We start from the raw sequence: 15,426 nt of genomic DNA on the forward strand, positions 1-15,426 counted from the left end.
TCAGCGCAGCAGACCGAGCTGCTCGCCGACGGTCTTGATCGGTGCGTAGTCATCGTTGCTGGCCGGAATGAAGCCGGAGCGCGGGAAGCTCTCGAGCAGGTCCGGGTCCTTCATGTCCAGCAGTGCCTTGGTGACATGGGCGGTGAAGTCCGCGCCGAAGTGGCTGTCGGCATCGCCACGAATCGTCCACTGATAATCCGGGTAGGCCGGCGTCTGCCACAGCACCTGCACCTTGCTCGGGTCGACCTTGCTGTCCTTGACGGCGGCTTCCCACACCGCGAAGTTGACCGCGCCGACGTCATAGGTGCCGGCGGCGACCAGTGCGATGGTACGTGAGTGATCGCCGGAGAAGCCGACGCGGCTGAACAGGGCGTCCGGTGCCTGCTGGAACTGCTCGCGCAGATAGTATTCCGGCATCAGACGGCCTGAAGTGGACGTCTTGGCGCCGAAGGTGAAGGAGTGGCCTTCGACGGAGTCGGGAAGGGTGTCCAGCGGCTCGGCGGCATCGCCGGCCAGCTTGAGGTCGCGACGCGCGATGAAGTAGCTGCGGAAGGCGGCATCTTCCACGCCCTGTGCGATGGCGACGGAGCCCGGCACCATCTGTCTTGCCTGAACGCCTGTCAGGCCGCCGAACCAGGCCATCTGGATCTGATCATTGCGGAAGGCGCTGACCGCGGCGCTATAGGACTTGACCGGCACATACTCGACATCGACCCCCAGCTTCTCTTCCAGATAGTCAGCGACCTTGTCGAAACGCTCGACCAGGCGTGACTCATCTTCATCCGGAATCGCCGTGAACTTGAAGGTGTCGGCCTGAGCCAGACTCATCGTCACGGGAAGGGCGGATATCAGGGTCAGAGCAGCAGTGGCCAGCCAGCGCATGGGAAGCATCCTCAGCATTCACGACATGAGACATCATGCGGTGAACACCGCATGTCAGGGAGTATGGCGCGTATTGTTGTGTCTTGATCACGCGGGTGCAAGCCCCGCGCCATCCCTGAAGGATCGCTCAAGTGACGCGGAAGGGTCAGCAACGCGCCGAATGGCCTCGCAGGAAGCGCTCATCTGCTCTGGCTGGGACTGATGACGCCGAGCCTGGTGCTGGTGATTTTCAGAAAGTGCTCATGGCGTCCAGACAGGTGCTCAAGATTCCGGTGGGAAGCGGGTGTCCTTCAAGCTGTCCTTGATCTTCTTGAGGTGCTGCTGGAAGTCTTCCCCACGGCGCAGCGTCACGCCGGTGGCCAGCACGTCGATCAAGGCCAGGTGGATCATGCGTGAGGTCATCGGCATATAGATATCGGTGTCTTCCGGTGCCATGACTTCCAGTACTTCGGTGCACTCGCGCGCCAGCGGAGAGTCCGGTGCGGTGATGCCCAGTACCGCGGCGCCATTGCTGCGTGCGAGCTTGGCGATATCGACCAGCTCGCGGGTGCGTCCAGTGTAGGAGATGATCACGATCACGTCGCCGGTATGGCAGGCGGCAGCCACCATGCGCTGCATGAGCACGTCTTCATAGGCCATGACCGGCAGGTTGAAGCGGAAGAACTTGTGCTGGGCATCCGCCGCCACCGGGCCTGAGGCGCCAAGGCCGAAGAAGCAGATCTGCTTGGCCTGGCTCAGGTAGTCGACGGCGCGTTCGATGCGTCTGGGATCCAGTGCGCGTCGGGCATCGTCCAGCGCCGCCACGGTGGCGCCGAGAATCTTGTCGCCATAGGACGCGGCATCATCGTTCTGTTCGACACTGCGCGACACGTAGGGCGTGCCGCCGGCAAGGCTCTGGGCCAGCTTGATCTTGAAGTCGGGGAAGCCCTTGGCATCGAAGTTGCGACAGAAGCGGTTGACGGTGGGCTCGCTGACCAGCGAGGCCTGAGCGAGCGCCGCGATGCTCATGCCGGTGGCCGCAGCCGGGTCCGCCAGAATGACGTCGGCGACCTTGCGCTCGGAGCGGTTGAGCTCGTCGAGACGTTCACGGATGCGATTGATGAGGTCGTGTACTGCCATTCGCCTGTTACCCTGCCATTGTGTAGTGAAATAACTACGTAATCTGGGCATCCTAGCCTCACTCGTCTGGTAGGCCAAGCATCTCTTTGGGTCACTTGCTGATCCAGGGGCGCGAAGGACGAGGTGGAGGCGAAAGCGCCGCTGACTACCACTTTTAGGTAAGTTTACCTATTTGTGGGGCGAATTGTCTTGAGTGACAGCGGCGTTATCGCTACATTTGTTGTTAATATAACCAGCCATGTATCGCCAACGCCTTCCCGGTGCCGTGTGTCATTCGAGCCTCTCCTCGCCGCGCCAGCCTGCGCAGCTTTCAGGAAGCGGGTTCGATGTCGCCCACCTTGTCGGTCATTTCGGCATACAGGGCAGTTTCGACGGGAGAAATCGGCGGCATGAGTTCCGACATCATTCCGGGCGTGGATATTGCCCTGTTCGGCGCCTTGGGCGACCTCGCCAAGCGCAAGCTGTATCCAGCCCTCTATCACCTCGACCGTGACGGCCTGCTCGAGAAGGCAACCCGCCTGATCGGTCTGGCGCGTCAGGATGTCAGCCTCGAATCCTTCAAGGACACCGTGCAGGCGGCGCTCAAGGAGCGCGTCAAGCCGGAGCACCTCGAGAAGGAATGCATCGAGCGCTTCCTTTCTCGTATCAGTTACGCGGCGCTGGACTTCAGCACCGTGGAAGGCTATTCCGCGATCGCCGATTGGCGAGTGGATGACAAGGGCAAGCCATCACCGCGCCCGCTGATGATCTATCTTTCCGTACCGTCGCGTATCTACGGCGATATCAGCAGCAATCTGCAGGCTGCGGGCTGCCTCGACGAGCACTCGCGTGTCGTGGTCGAGAAGCCGATCGGTTCTGATCTGGAGAGCTCGCGCGTCGTCAACGACGCGATCGGTGCCGTCTTCCACGAATCCCAGATCTATCGCATCGATCATTACCTGGGCAAGGAAACCGTCCAGAACCTGATCGCGCTGCGCTTCGCCAATCCGATGTTCGGCAATCAGTGGAATCAGAACCAGATTTCCCACGTCGAGATCACCGTGGCGGAAAAGGTCGGCATCGAAGGTCGCTGGGGTTACTTCGATCAGGCCGGTCAGCTGCGTGACATGGTGCAGAACCACCTGCTGCAGCTGCTGTGCCTGATCGCGATGGATCCGCCGTCCAACCTGGACGCAGACGCCATTCGTGACGAGAAGGTCAAGGTGCTCAAGGCGCTGCGCCCGATCACCGGCGAGCGTCTCAACACGGATCTGGTGCGTGGCCAGTACATCGCGGGTGCCGTCGACGGCCAGCACGTGCCGGGCTATCTCGAGGAAGAGGGTGCCAACACCGAATCCCAGACCGAGACCTTCGTGGCCTTCAAGACCGAAGTCTCCAACTGGCGCTGGGCCGGTGTGCCGTTCTACCTGCGGACCGGCAAGCGCATGCCGGAGAAGCTGTCACAGATCGTGATCCACTTCCGTCAGCAGCCGCACTATATCTTCGATCCGGACCAGCGCTCGCTGGCGGCCAACAAGCTGATCATCCGTCTTCAGCCGTCCGAAGGCATCTCCCTGCAGGTGCTGACCAAGGATTCCGGTCTCGACAAGGGCATGCGTCTGCGCCCGGGCCCGCTGGATCTCGACTTCAACAGCGCCTTCCCCAAGCGCCGTATTCCGGAAGCTTACGAACGTCTGCTGCTGGAGGTCATCAAGGGCCAGCAGTATCTGTTCGTGCGTCGTGACGAGATCGAACACGCCTGGCGCTGGGTCGATACCCTCATCGATGGCTGGGAATCTCGCGCCGCCACGCCACGCCGTTATCCGGCCGGCTCCTGGGGGCCCGTCTCCTCGATCGCGATGATCACGCGCGATGGTCGCAGCTGGTATGAGGAGTATTGAGATGAGCGCCACCGTGACTGAGCAGGACCCGCGCGGTCAGACTGCACACTCTCTCGCCGAGTATCTGGCCGCCGCCTTGCGGGCTGATCTTGACGTTGATCCGTCAGCGCGTGCGCTGCTGGTGGTTTCCGGCGGCTCCACGCCCAAGCCGCTGTTTGCCGCGTTGCGCGACAAGCCGCTGGACTGGTCGCGGGTCGATATCACCCTCGCCGATGAGCGCTGGGTGAGCGAAGACGCCGATGACAGCAATGCACGTTTCGTGCGTGAGCACCTGCTGAGCGGCGCGGCCAGTGCCGCCACTTTCCATCCGCTGACCAACGCCGAGGCAGAGCCGGAAAACGGTTGCGCAGAAGTGAGTGCTCGCATCGCGGCGCTCCCCTGGCCGGCCTCCGCGCTGATTCTCGGCATGGGCGGCGATGGCCATACGGCCTCGCTGTTCCCGGATGGTGACCGTCTGCAGGAAGCGCTGACCAGTGCGGATTGCTGTGTGCCGATGCGAGCACCCAGCGTGCCGCAGGCGCGTATCACGCTGTCCCTCGAGCGTCTGCGCCAGACGCGTCGTACCGTGCTTCACCTCACGGGGACCGACAAGCAGGCCGTGCTGTCGCGCGCGCTGAGCGATGTCGAGGCGGTCAGTGAACTGCCGATTCGTGCCTTCCTGTCCGCGCCGCTGGCGCTTTACTGGGCCCCCTGATCACATCGGCCGCGGCCAGCCACAAGGGAGGCTGGCCGCGGCACAAGGAGAACGCCATGAGCTTTGAAAAACAGCTTCCGTCGACTCGCACCACCGAGATCGACAGCATCTGCCAGAAGGCCTCCGTGCTGCCGGTGATCGCCGTCGAGCGCATCGAGGACGCCGTACCGCTGGGCAAGGCCCTCTACGAGGGTGGCCTGACTGTACTGGAAGTCACGCTGCGTACCGACTGCGCGTTGGAAGCCATCCGTCTGATGCGTGAAGCGCTGCCCAATGCCAGCATTGGTGCCGGCACCGTGTTGACTCCGGAACAGTATCGCCAGGTGGAAGAGCTGGGCGTCGACTTCATCGTCACGCCGGGCACCACCGAAGCGCTGTACCAGTACGGCGTGACCAGCAGCGTGCCGATGCTGCCGGGCGTCGCGACCGTCTCGGAGCTGATGACGGGCTGGCAGTACGGTTACCGTCGCTTCAAGTTCTTCCCGGCGGAAGCTTCGGGCGGCGTCAATGCGATCAAGTCCTTCGGTGGCCCGATCAGTGAAGCACGCTTCTGCCCGACGGGTGGCATTTCTCTGAGCAATGCCGCTGACTATCTCGCGCTCAAGAACGTGATGTGTGTCGGTGGTAGCTGGGTCGCGCCGCAGAAGCTGATCGATGCGGGTGACTGGGATGGTATCCGCGCGCTGGCGCGTGAAGCCTCAGAGCGTTTCCACCGCTGAAGCCTGATATCTGGATGAGTGCTCTTTCGACTCAGCGCTCGCGAGCCGCTGCGCAGGCAACTACGCGAGCACTGAGTCCTGGCCACTGATCCAGCGGTTGCCTGTCAACGTCATGCACGTCGTGCTTGAGGCTGACAGGCTGCCAGTATTGCTCTCTCTCGACAGCTTGGCTGTTGCTTGTGACCCGTCTCTCGCGAGGCGGGTCTTTTTTGTGCGCGTCATCTGGCGGGCTGGCGAGTCAGGTGGGCTGGTCGTGATGCCGGTTTCAGCGCTGCGGCGTGCTCAGCTGGTGGTAGAGGTCATTCAGCAAGGGCAGGGCCAGGCCATGTCGGGAGGCAGTGCTGCGCAACGGGCCAAGGATCGCCTCGACCTCGGTAGGGCGACCGGCCAGCACATCCTGCAGCATCGAGGCGCGATTGTTGGCGGTCGCGCGGATGACCTGTTCGACCAGCGCCTGCCAGCCTTCCCCCGGAGCAGGGATGCCTTCGCTATCCAGTACCGTGCTGATCTCCTCGACAGCCTGGCGCACCATTGGCGCAAAGGGCTGGTCGCGCAGCTGGCCATTGCGAATGCGATAGCGTGCCACCAGGGGATTGATCGCCGCATTGATCGCCAGCTTGTGCCACAGACGAGTCTGGATGTCCGATGTCCGTTCGCATGCAAACCCTGCTGCTCTGAGCCAGTCACATTGCAAGAGAGCGGCCTGATGGGACTGGCGGCCGGGGTCGCCGTCGCCGTCACTTTGCCATGCGCCCAACCAGGTGTGGCCGCGCCCGGCGTGTTGCACGCCAAGGTGCTGGAGGTCATCCGCGGTCGCGTCAGTGCCAGGCGTCGCGCTGGCGCCAGTCTCGGCTGGCAGCCAGGCGCCTTCGGTGGTGCTGGCGCATAGCAGGTTGGCGTGGCGTTCGGCCAGCCACGGCTGAGCGCTCAGGCCATTCTGCCAGCAGGTCACGGGTGTCTCGGGCGTGATATGTGGTGCCAGTTGCTGCCACACGGCGGGTACGCCGTGGGCCTTGGTCGTCAGCCAGATGGCAGAGGGCTTTCTGGATGGCAGGCCTTGTAGTGTGTCAATTGTTGAATAGATTATCTTTTCGATAAAAGATAGTGCTTCAGGTGTAGTCATCTCGAGCGCGACCACTTGCCCCGCCATCGCCTGGCGTCCCAGCAGCAAGACACGCGGTAGCGCGGATGTTCCCTGCTCACGAAGCTCTCGCTGGCGTGCTGCCATCAGCGAAGTCGCCAACAGGCGCCCGATGGCACCCGGGCCGATGATCCATAGCCAGTTGTCTTCCGGATCAATCATTGTGTGCGTATCCATCCTCATGTCATCTGCCATCTGTCATCGGGGAGATGAGCAGGGCAGGTTGGAAAAGAGAAGAGCAATACCCCTGCCCGCAGGAGGAGGCCGCTTGTACTCCACCTGACCCGCTGTCAGCTATCGGTCTTGCGCCGTGACCCAGTCGCTCGCTTGCGGGAGCTTCTGGATGAGGCACTTTTACGAGAAGCACCGTCCGTAGTGCTGCCAGCAGCAGCCTTTCCTGACGCACTGCCAGACGCGCGCTTCTTGTAGGACGTGGCCTTGCGACGCGAACCGCCCTTGCCACCGCCCTTGCGCGGCGCGGGTGTCGCACCGCCGACGCTGGCCAATGCCGTGCTCAGACGACTGGCGGAGCTATCGGCGAGCAGCGCACGCAGATCCACGATCAGATCGCTCAAGAAGGGCGCCGCCGGGTCGCCTTGCTCGTGGATCATGCTCAGGCGTTGCTCCCATTGTGCGGTGCGCTCCGGGCGCGACACGGCGGGCGGCAGGGCATGAATCAGCGCGCGGCCGATACGCGTCGAGCGCATCGCCTGGCCCTCGCGCACCAGATAGCCGCGATTGATCAGGGTCTCGAGCATGCCGGCGCGTGTCGCCTCGGTGCCCAGGCCATCCACATCGCGCAGCGTGCGCCGCACCGCTTCATCCTCGACGTAGCGTGCGATGTTCATCATCGCCTGGATCAGGCTGGCGTCATTGAAGGGCTCCGGCGGGCGGGTCTCCTTCTCCTCGATACCGCAGTCGAGCACGCAGGCCGGTTCGCCTGCCGTCAGGGCGGGCAGTGGCGGCGGGGTCTTGTCATCGGCGGCTGCGTTCCTGTCAGCTGCCTCCCTGGTCTCCGCCGTGCGCTGGAACAGCACCTTCCAGCCCTCGTCGATGACGCTGCGGCCACTGGCGCGGAAGGGCTCCTTGGCGAAGCGCAGTTCGACCTTGACCTCGCGATAGCGATAGGCCGGATAGAACTGGGCCAGCACGTTGCGCGTGATCATGCGATAGAGGTTGGCTTCATCGCGAGAGAGGCGCGCATAGTCCGGTTCACGCCCGGTCGGCGCCAAGGCGTGGTGTGCGCTGACCTTGCTGTCATTGAAGGCACGCGAGCGCAGACTGAAATCGGCGCCGCCACTGAAGCGCTCAAGCTCGCGGTCGCCCACGCAGGCGCTGATCATCAGATTGGCCATTCCGGCGTGATGTTCGCGCGGCAGATAACGGCAATCGGAGCGCGGGTAGGTGATCAGCTGGTGACGCTCATAGAGCGCCTGGCAGGTGTCGAGTACCTTCTGGGCCGGCAGGCGAAAGCGGCGCGCAGCATCGACCTGCAGCGCCGAGAGCGAGTAGGGCAGCGGTGCGGGTTGAGACTTGTCGCTGGCCTCGACACTTTCGACATGGCCATCGCCGAGGGTGGTCAAGGTCGCGAGATGGCGGGCGAGGCGCTCGGCGGGGCGGCTATCCAGCAGGCGACCCTTGTCATCCAGCGGTAGTGGGGTGCCCTTGTCCGCCAGGCGTTGCAACCAGGGCGAGCTGGGCGCATGCCACCAGGCCTTGAAGCTGCCCGCCGCCACACCAGCCTCGATCCACAGCGGAAAGAAGGCGCGGGGCTCGAAGGCCTCGATTTCCTCGTCACGGCGCACGACCAGCCCCAGCAGCGGCGTCTGCACACGACCCACCGACAGGACACCGTCGTGGCCAGCCTGGCGCCCGGTCAATGTCCAGGCGCGGGTCAGGTTCATGCCATATAGCCAGTCGGCGCGCTGTCGCGCCAGCGCGGCTTCATAGAGCGGCTGCCAGCGCTGATTGTCGTCCAGCTTGTTGAGGGCACGGCTGACGGCGGGGCGGTTCATGTCACTGATCAGCAGACGCTTGACCGGCCCGCGCCAGCGCATGTGCTCCAGTACTTCCTGCACCAGCAGCTGGCCTTCACGGTCAGGGTCACCGGCATGCACGACCTCATCGGCCAGCTTGAGCTGCTCGCGGATGGTCTTGAGCTGACCGCGCGCCTGGCTGCGCGGCTTGAGTTTCCATTGCTCGGGGATGATCGGCAGATGATCCAGCGACCAGCGCTTGAAGCGCTCGTCGTAGTCATCCGGCGGGGCCTGCTCCAGCAGGTGGCCGATGCACCAGGTGACACGGGTGTCACCGGCATCGATATAGCCGTCGCGCTTGCTTGAGCGTCCGGGCAGCGCCTCGGCAATGGCGCGGGCGAGGCTGGGCTTTTCGGCGATGATCAGACGCATCGGGCATCCTGCGGTCAAAGGCTGTCGATATGATGATCCATACAGTATGCCGTTGGCCCGAGGCAGGGATCAATCGTCGTCGAGCGCACGACGTGCCTGGACGAGGGCGCGATACCAGTCGCGATTGGCGGTCTGGATCAGCGGTGGGCGATTGGAGAGATAGCTGACCGGGTGGTGGTCGGTGGGCTGATAGTTGCTGAGCATGTTGAGTGTCGCTTCACGGGCGCCGAAGGTGTCGCGCAGGAACTCGATGGCCAGCGGCTCCAGCTCGACGCGGTAGTGGCGCACCAGCGCGATGGCCAGTGATTCGGCGGTGCGTGACAGGTCATCGTCGATCTCGCGCACCATGGCGCTGCCCAGGGCCGCCTTGGCTGCCGCGGACTGATTGGGCTCCAGCTGGCCGAAATAGGCGGCGTTGGAGCCATTGATGGCGCGCTGCACGGCCGGGCGTGACAGGTGTATGTGGGGCTCCAGTGCGAGGGCGATCTCGACCGCCATCGCCTTGGCCTTGTCGACACCGACCCGCAGCACCGTCTCGCGGGCCTGGTAGGCGATCTCGCTGTCGACGCGCTTGATGCGGCTCTCGTTCAAGTGATCGGCCAGATGCTTGCAGACCTCCGCCTTGGCTTCATCGTCCAGCGCGATGGTCTTTTCCTGGATGCGTAGACCGCGGCGGCCAGGGCCGACCCGCAGGCGGGTGGCGTCATCGGACATCTGCGAGGCGATGTTTTCCCAGCGCTTGGACATCTTGAGGAAGACGGCGTGGCTGCGCCCGACCTGCTCGTAGGCATTGGTCACCGTCTTGTAGAGGCGGATGGCGTTGGTGAGGATGTCGGCGCGCGAGCGCAGCGCGGCGCGGTGTTCACGATCGCCCTCATTGACCGCGATCGCCAGATGCGTCACCTGCTCGGCAAGGGCGTCCATCGCCTGGGTGGAGCGCTCCAGCAGTACCTCGGCGCGCAGGCCGGAGGCGGCATCCTCCACCAGGGTGCCGGACTGCTCGGCCAGATAGACCGTCAGCGCCTTGAGGCGTGACAGGCCGGTGGCCTGACGAATGCGATAACGCGAGCGGGCATGCTCGAGGTTGTCCAGTGCGCGCGCCAGCTTCCAGCGGCCACGGTATTCGAAAGTCAGCAGCGGAATCTTGCGCCCGCTGATCAGCTCGAAGGCCAGAATCAGCATCTCCTCCACGTCCTGCAGGGTCATCAGCAGGTCGTTGTCCTGCTCGATGGCGGCCAGCACACGCTCGATGAAGTTCTCGTCACGCGGCACGCCACTGTGCAGGTCGGGCGCGCGCCCTTCGAAGCGCTCACGCAGCAGGCCGATGGCCTCGGGGGCCAGCTCGGCCAGCTCATTGAACTGGGGTTCGAGCCATTCACGGTTGAGGCTGTTCATGTCGCGGATACGCGCATGCAGGCCCACGCGACGGTAGACGTCGATCTGGCTGATGATGCGCGCGGCATCACGGTCATCGAGCAGCTCCAGCGCCGCCAGCTCGACCCCCTCCGGCGCCAGGTCCTGCTTGCGCAGCAGCATGGCCGCCGCTTCACGCCGGCGGGCATCGCCCTCGAGGCTCTCGACGATCAGGTTGCGCGTGGCGAGGATCAGCTCCGGCACGGTGTCGATCACGCGCTCGATCTTGGCTTCGGTGCGGTCATAGCGCCGTGAGCTGGTCAGATTGTGGGCAATATTGGCCACGATGCCCGCGACACCGGTGATGACGGTGTAGGAGATGAAGAAGATGTAGTTCTCGAAGGTCGGTTCCTTGCCGTAACCGAGCAGATAGCCGCCCCAGGCGCCGATCAGCGTCACCGGGCCTGCGGTCCACAGGATCTGCATCAGGCTCACCGACCAGGGCACACGCTCCACGGCCTGGGTAATGCGGCGAATCTCGTCGCGGCCCTCACGCTCCAGACGTACCTGGGGCGCGTCATTGGCAGTGTTGGCTCGGGGACGAAAGGGGCTCGGCAACAGCAAGGCAGGCTTCCTTGATTGAACGGGGTGGGGCATCTGGCGCGACATGGGCTGCCGAGAGGTTCCTGAGCACGAGCCTCGAGCGCAGCGCGGGGCAAAGAATGCCGTCAACAGTAGCATTGGGCAGCCTTTTGGCTCCAGTGAGCAAGGGCCGCAAGCGGGTCGAGCGTGGTAGAATTTCGCCCGCCACTGACTGGCCAGCGGGTCTCGCCAGGTCGTCAGGCTCACGCTAGGACACCAAAAAGCTCTGGAGGTTGTGTGGAACGAGTCTTGGAAGCAGGAAAGGGGGCAGGCGACGGGGCTGAAGTCGTGCTGCTGGACGGCGGCATGGGACAGGAACTGGTGCGCCGTAGCGGTCGTGAGCCGACGCCGCTGTGGTCGTCTCAGGTGATGCTGGACCAGCCTGAGCTGGTGCGTGACCTGCACCTGGATTTCATTCGTGCCGGCGCGCGTGTCATCACGCTCAATACCTACACGGCCACGCCGCAGCGTCTGGGCCTGGCGGGTGTCGGCGAGTCGATCGCGGCGATTCATGCCGCGGCTGGCAAGGCCGCGCGGGATGCCATCGCCCTGAGTGGCGAGGCGGACGTGCACGTGGCGGGTTGCCTGCCGCCGTTGGTCGCCACCTATCGCCCCGATGTCGCGCCGAGTGCTGACGAATCCCTTGCCAGCTATCGCCGCCTGGTGGAATTGCAGGCGCCGCTGGTCGATGTCCTGCTGTGTGAGGCGCTGTCTTCTTGCGTCGAGGCTCGCGCCGCTGCCACCGCCGCACTCGAGAGCGGCTTGCCGGTGTGGGTCTCGCTGACGGTGAAGGATGATCTGACCGCGACCCTGCGCAGCGGTGAGCCGCTGGCAGACGCGATCATCATGCTCCAGGAGATGGGCGTGGACGCGATCCTGATCAATTGCAGCGCGCCGGAAGCCATTCAGGGTAGTCTGGAAAATCTGCTGGCCAGCCCGCTGCCGACCGGTGCCTATGCCAATGGCTTCACCTCCATTGCGGAACTCACCCCCGGCGGCACCGTCAAGGACCTCAAGGCTCGCGAAGACCTGGGGCCGGAGCAGTACTCGGCGCATGCGCTGGGGTGGGTCAATGCCGGCATTCGTATCGTCGGCGGTTGCTGCGAGGTGGGCCCGGCGCATATCGCTTGCCTGGCCGAACAGCTCAGGTCAGCAGGTTATCGCTGCGTCAGCCGCTTGAGTGAGTGAACGATGAGGGGCGAGGCTTCCTCGTGATAGACTTCGCCCCTTGATTCGCAGGTTCTGACGGGCACCGCGCCTGAGGAAACGCCGAGGTGGCGACCAGAATGCGGTGCCCGCGGGGCTGTGAAACGCTTTTCTAGGGAGATGCCATGCTTGCCGAGTGGGTCGAACGGCTCTTGAGTTACGCCAGTGGGGCACTTGATGCCATCCGCGCCGATGAATCCTTTCCTGCCTTCATGCAGTGGGCGCATTCGGAGGGCGTGAACTACAGCGGTGGCGACGAAGCGCTGGCGGTAGCGCTGGCGCCGGTGCTGTGGAGCCAGACTCCGCTGGTGCGACTCGACTTCGCGCGCGAGTCGTTGGCACCGCCCGGGCGCAACGAGCCTTGCTGGTGTGACTCGGGTCGCAAGTACAAGCAGTGCTGCGACAAGGTGCAGCTGCCGGCGATTCCGGACCATCTGATGTGGATGCTGTCGCTGCGCGAGTTCAAGGGCGAACAGCTCAAGGCGGCGCTGGCCTCCGGTCTCGCGCCGGCGCAGGCGCTGCTCGAGGCGGGGTTGATCAGCGCCGAGAGCGGCAATCGCGGTCGGGCTCAGCAGATCATGGAGGCGCTGTTCGATACCAGCGACTGGTCGCGCCTGCCCGAGCAGGCCGAGCCTGGCTTCGAGCTGCTGCTGGATCTCTATCAGGAGCGCGGCTTCACCCGCAAGAAGGCGCTGCTGCTCGATGAGGTGCTGGAGCGTGGCCCTGCCTTCCTGCGCGGCGTCGCCTTGGAGCACCAATGTCTGCTGCATCTGGACAGCGATGATCTCGGCTCGGCGCGCGCCGCCTTCATTCGTGCCCAGCAGACGCTGCCCGATTCGCCGACGCTTGCCTATATCGAAGCCATGCTGCTGCTGCACGAGGGCCAGCCGGAAGAGGCGCAGGATCGCGCGCGCTTCTGGTGGCGTCGTCTGTCCAAGCAGAAGGACATCGAGCCCGGTCAGCTGGAATTCCTGGCGGATCTGGCCGAAAACCCGCGTGCCACGCTCGCCGAGCAGATGGTCAATTCCGATGAGTCCCTGTCGGATTCACTGGCCGCCCTGCAGGCGCTGTTCGAGGTGATCGAGCATCCGCCGCGTCTGGCGCTGGAAACGCAGGAAGATGGCAGTCTGCTGTTCCGTCAGAATGCGGAGCAGGCCGTGACACTCGGGCTCTGGGAGGCGGTCTTCCCGGCGCGTATCGAGGAAGAGGCGGCACTGGCGCTGGATATCGATCCCTGGGATGTCCAGGACCCCAACGAATGGCTGCAGCAGCTGTGCGCCAGCCCCGAGTGGCTGGACGTTCCGTCGGTGTGTCAGGGGCTGATCCTGGCGCTGGCCAGTCGCTTCGGTAGCCTGCCGTGGATGTCGGACACCTTCTTCGTGCCGCTGGCGCAGCGCTTCGATCGCTGGCTCGATCAGATCGAACAGGCCGGCGGCCTGTTGCGCTGGGAAGATGGCGACAACGCCCAGTTGCTGCGCTGTGGACTGGGGCTGGTGATCGGCATGGAGCGCGGTGAGCGCGAGCGTTCGCGCCAGCTGGCGGAGCGCCTGCTCAAGCTCGACGAGGAAGACAGCCTCGGCCTGCGTGAGCTGGTATTGGATCAGTTGCTGCGCGAAGGCCGCAACGACGAGGCCGTGACCCTCGCCGAGCATGATATCGAGCGACGTGCCGTCGATGAGGAAATGCCGTTGTTGGGCATCCTGATGGGCCAGGTGCTGGCGCTCTACCGACTGGGGCGCGACAAGGATGCCGAGCAGGCACTCGAGATCGTGCGGGAAGCCAATTCGCATCTGATCAGCCTGCTGCTGGCGGAGCATCCGCGGCCAGTGAGTCTGGCGGTGGAAGCGCCGGAACCCGGCACGCGTGGCGAGGCCTGGCAGTACCGCACCCTGATGCGGGACCAGTGGAAGCGCAGCGAGGGCGCGCTTGCCTGGCTGGCCAAGCATCGCTGAGTCGGTGTCAAAGACCGCTCATGCTACCTAGCGAGTGATCGCAAGCGCTCGTATGACGAAGTCCGTATGAAAAAAACCGCAGTGCCACGGCACTGCGGTTTTTTTGTGTCTCGTCCTGTAGCGCGAGGCGAGTTCAGGGGGAAGCATGAACGGGCGCGATCACTGCTGCTTGCCTTGCTGGCGCAGACGCCAGGCTTCGCGAAGGGCGCTGCGAAGCCCCGGCGTCTGGCCGACCTGGATGGCCTCCAGCGTCGCAGCGAAGGCATCCGGTGTGGCGCGCCAATCCGGGGGCTGGATGGCGCCTGCACTGCTGATGCCGACCCTGTCCAGAGGCGGTGGCGAGCGCTCGGGCAGTGCCCCGAAAAGCCGCATGCGGCTGTCCTGCACCTGGCGAAGGCGATGGCGAAGCTCCTTGTAGCGTGAGCCGAAGGGGCGTGTGGCCAGGGAAATCAGGGCCGCCAGAACCCGTTCTTGCCATTCAGGGCGTGCCGGGTTGCGGTAGGCGACGCCGCGTTGCGAGGCGGCGCCTGCCTGACGGCGGTCCTTGAGCCAGTGCGGGGCCGTACTGTCGAGTGCCTCACCCTCGAACAGGATGCCGGCGTTGACCTGCTGGCCACCGTGTACGCGGGTGAAGGGCAGGATGACGCAGTCCTCGAGCATGGCGCCTTCTTCCACGTAGCTGCCCTGTTCGAGGCAGCAGTATCCCTTGAGCTGCACGCCGGGCTCCACATGGGTGGTGATGCCGGCGAAGCCACCAGTGAGGCGCGATTCATCCAGGCGGGTTGCGCCGGCGGCGTAGTAGACGTGGTGCAGGTCCTGCTCGCCGGGCAATACCCCACGCTCACCGTGCGGTGTCAGGCCTGAGTCATCGGCATCGAGTGCCTGCATCACCAGGGTGTGATAGTGCGACAGCGAGGCCAGCAGGGCCGGCCCCAGCCGGGGGTTGTCGCGCAACTCCGGCCAGTGCAGGCGAGTGAGAGACGGGTCTGCCACGCTGGCTGGCTGGCAGACCGGCGCGCCTGACGCCATGGCCTGCTCGCTGATCGCGAGGCTGTCATCCTGGAACCACTCCGGCATCAGCAGCACATCGGCGCGCAGCACCGGGGCAGGCAGGGCGGCCATGGCGCCGAGCCGCTTGATCTGCTCGCGCGGGTCTCGCTCGCCGGGCATCGGCAGTATGTCGAGATCAATGCCCCAGCGTGAGCCATCGGCGATACGCGCGCGGAACCACTCGGGGTCACGGGCGATGATCAGGCTGATGTGCGTCACGCCTCGTCCGACCAGCAGGTCGAGGTTGCGCTCCAGCACGCTGCGTCCGGCGATCGGCAGCAGCGCCGGCGAGTAACGGCGGTCAATCGGCGCGACTTCCTGGCCGAGGCGGTCCGCCAACAGGATCACATGCATTGCACACCTCCTTGGCATGAATCATG

At 64.5% G+C, this 15,426-nt stretch carries 11 protein-coding genes; 5 read left to right on the forward strand and 6 right to left on the reverse strand.

The window, feature by feature from the left end; all coding sequences use genetic code 11:
- Together QQF40_RS00510 and QQF40_RS00515 are read right to left on the reverse strand one after the other, a co-directional pair.
- Positions 1-882: a putative selenate ABC transporter substrate-binding protein gene (locus QQF40_RS00510; protein WP_285460120.1), complete on the reverse strand. Its 882-nt coding sequence runs from the start codon at positions 880-882 to the stop codon at positions 1-3.
- 261 nt (positions 883-1,143) lie between these two features.
- Positions 1,144-2,001, reverse strand: a complete 858-nt coding sequence (locus tag QQF40_RS00515; RefSeq protein WP_175088303.1) for a MurR/RpiR family transcriptional regulator — start codon at positions 1,999-2,001, stop codon at positions 1,144-1,146.
- Positions 2,002-2,390: 389 nt separating this feature from the next.
- Between QQF40_RS00515 and zwf the strand changes: the two genes are divergently transcribed.
- Genes zwf through QQF40_RS00530 form a run of 3 tightly spaced genes read left to right on the forward strand, consistent with a single transcriptional unit; the run spans position 2,391 to position 5,294 of the window.
- Complete coding sequence (gene zwf / locus QQF40_RS00520; RefSeq protein ID WP_175088302.1) at positions 2,391-3,881, forward strand: glucose-6-phosphate dehydrogenase; 1,491 nt, start codon at positions 2,391-2,393, stop codon at positions 3,879-3,881.
- A gap of 1 nt (position 3,882) precedes the next feature.
- Positions 3,883-4,575, forward strand: coding sequence for a 6-phosphogluconolactonase (gene pgl / locus QQF40_RS00525; protein ID WP_285460121.1), 693 nt, complete (start codon positions 3,883-3,885; stop codon positions 4,573-4,575).
- A 56-nt stretch (positions 4,576-4,631) separates the two neighbouring features.
- Positions 4,632-5,294, forward strand: coding sequence for a bifunctional 4-hydroxy-2-oxoglutarate aldolase/2-dehydro-3-deoxy-phosphogluconate aldolase (locus tag QQF40_RS00530; RefSeq protein WP_175088300.1), 663 nt, complete (start codon positions 4,632-4,634; stop codon positions 5,292-5,294).
- A 265-nt stretch (positions 5,295-5,559) separates the two neighbouring features.
- Here QQF40_RS00530 and QQF40_RS00535 read toward each other — a convergent pair whose 3' ends face one another.
- The 3 genes from QQF40_RS00535 to QQF40_RS00545 form a co-directional block, all read right to left on the reverse strand.
- Positions 5,560-6,612 carry a ketopantoate reductase family protein gene (locus tag QQF40_RS00535; RefSeq protein WP_285460122.1) on the reverse strand — a complete coding sequence of 351 codons (1,053 nt, stop codon included), beginning with the start codon at positions 6,610-6,612 and terminating at the stop codon, positions 5,560-5,562.
- Between the two features lie 113 nt (positions 6,613-6,725).
- Entirely contained in the window at positions 6,726-8,843 is a 2,118-nt protein-coding gene (locus QQF40_RS00540) for a DNA topoisomerase III (RefSeq protein WP_285460123.1), read from the reverse strand.
- A gap of 69 nt (positions 8,844-8,912) precedes the next feature.
- Complete coding sequence (locus tag QQF40_RS00545; RefSeq protein WP_175088298.1) at positions 8,913-10,820, reverse strand: coiled-coil domain-containing protein; 1,908 nt, start codon at positions 10,818-10,820, stop codon at positions 8,913-8,915.
- Positions 10,821-11,087: 267 nt separating this feature from the next.
- Here QQF40_RS00545 and QQF40_RS00550 point away from each other — a divergent pair, with 267 nt between their 5' ends.
- Positions 11,088-12,026 (forward strand): homocysteine S-methyltransferase family protein, encoded by a 939-nt coding sequence (locus tag QQF40_RS00550; RefSeq protein ID WP_285460124.1) that lies wholly within the window; start codon positions 11,088-11,090, stop codon positions 12,024-12,026.
- Between the two features lie 143 nt (positions 12,027-12,169).
- A complete protein-coding gene (locus QQF40_RS00555) occupies positions 12,170-13,996 on the forward strand; it encodes an SEC-C domain-containing protein (RefSeq protein ID WP_175088297.1) in 1,827 nt (608 codons plus the stop codon).
- Between the two features lie 159 nt (positions 13,997-14,155).
- Here QQF40_RS00555 and QQF40_RS00560 read toward each other — a convergent pair whose 3' ends face one another.
- Positions 14,156-15,400 carry a glycosyltransferase family protein gene (locus tag QQF40_RS00560; RefSeq protein WP_285460125.1) on the reverse strand — a complete coding sequence of 415 codons (1,245 nt, stop codon included), beginning with the start codon at positions 15,398-15,400 and terminating at the stop codon, positions 14,156-14,158.
- Between the last annotated feature and the right edge of the window lie 26 nt (positions 15,401-15,426).

This window comes from Cobetia sp. LC6 (assembly GCF_030264805.1).
Classification (GTDB): Bacteria; Pseudomonadota; Gammaproteobacteria; order Pseudomonadales; family Halomonadaceae; genus Cobetia.

Coding starts and splice junctions, on each gene's coding strand:
- QQF40_RS00510 (WP_285460120.1), bottom strand. CDS start 882: ATGCGCTGGCTGGCCACTGCTGCTCTGACCCTGATATCCGCCCTTCCC.
- QQF40_RS00515 (WP_175088303.1), bottom strand. CDS start 2,001: ATGGCAGTACACGACCTCATCAATCGCATCCGTGAACGTCTCGACGAG.
- zwf (WP_175088302.1), top strand. CDS start 2,391: ATGAGTTCCGACATCATTCCGGGCGTGGATATTGCCCTGTTCGGCGCC.
- pgl (WP_285460121.1), top strand. CDS start 3,883: ATGAGCGCCACCGTGACTGAGCAGGACCCGCGCGGTCAGACTGCACAC.
- QQF40_RS00530 (WP_175088300.1), top strand. CDS start 4,632: ATGAGCTTTGAAAAACAGCTTCCGTCGACTCGCACCACCGAGATCGAC.
- QQF40_RS00535 (WP_285460122.1), bottom strand. CDS start 6,612: ATGGATACGCACACAATGATTGATCCGGAAGACAACTGGCTATGGATC.
- QQF40_RS00540 (WP_285460123.1), bottom strand. CDS start 8,843: ATGCGTCTGATCATCGCCGAAAAGCCCAGCCTCGCCCGCGCCATTGCC.
- QQF40_RS00555 (WP_175088297.1), top strand. CDS start 12,170: ATGCTTGCCGAGTGGGTCGAACGGCTCTTGAGTTACGCCAGTGGGGCA.
- QQF40_RS00560 (WP_285460125.1), bottom strand. CDS start 15,400: ATGCATGTGATCCTGTTGGCGGACCGCCTCGGCCAGGAAGTCGCGCCG.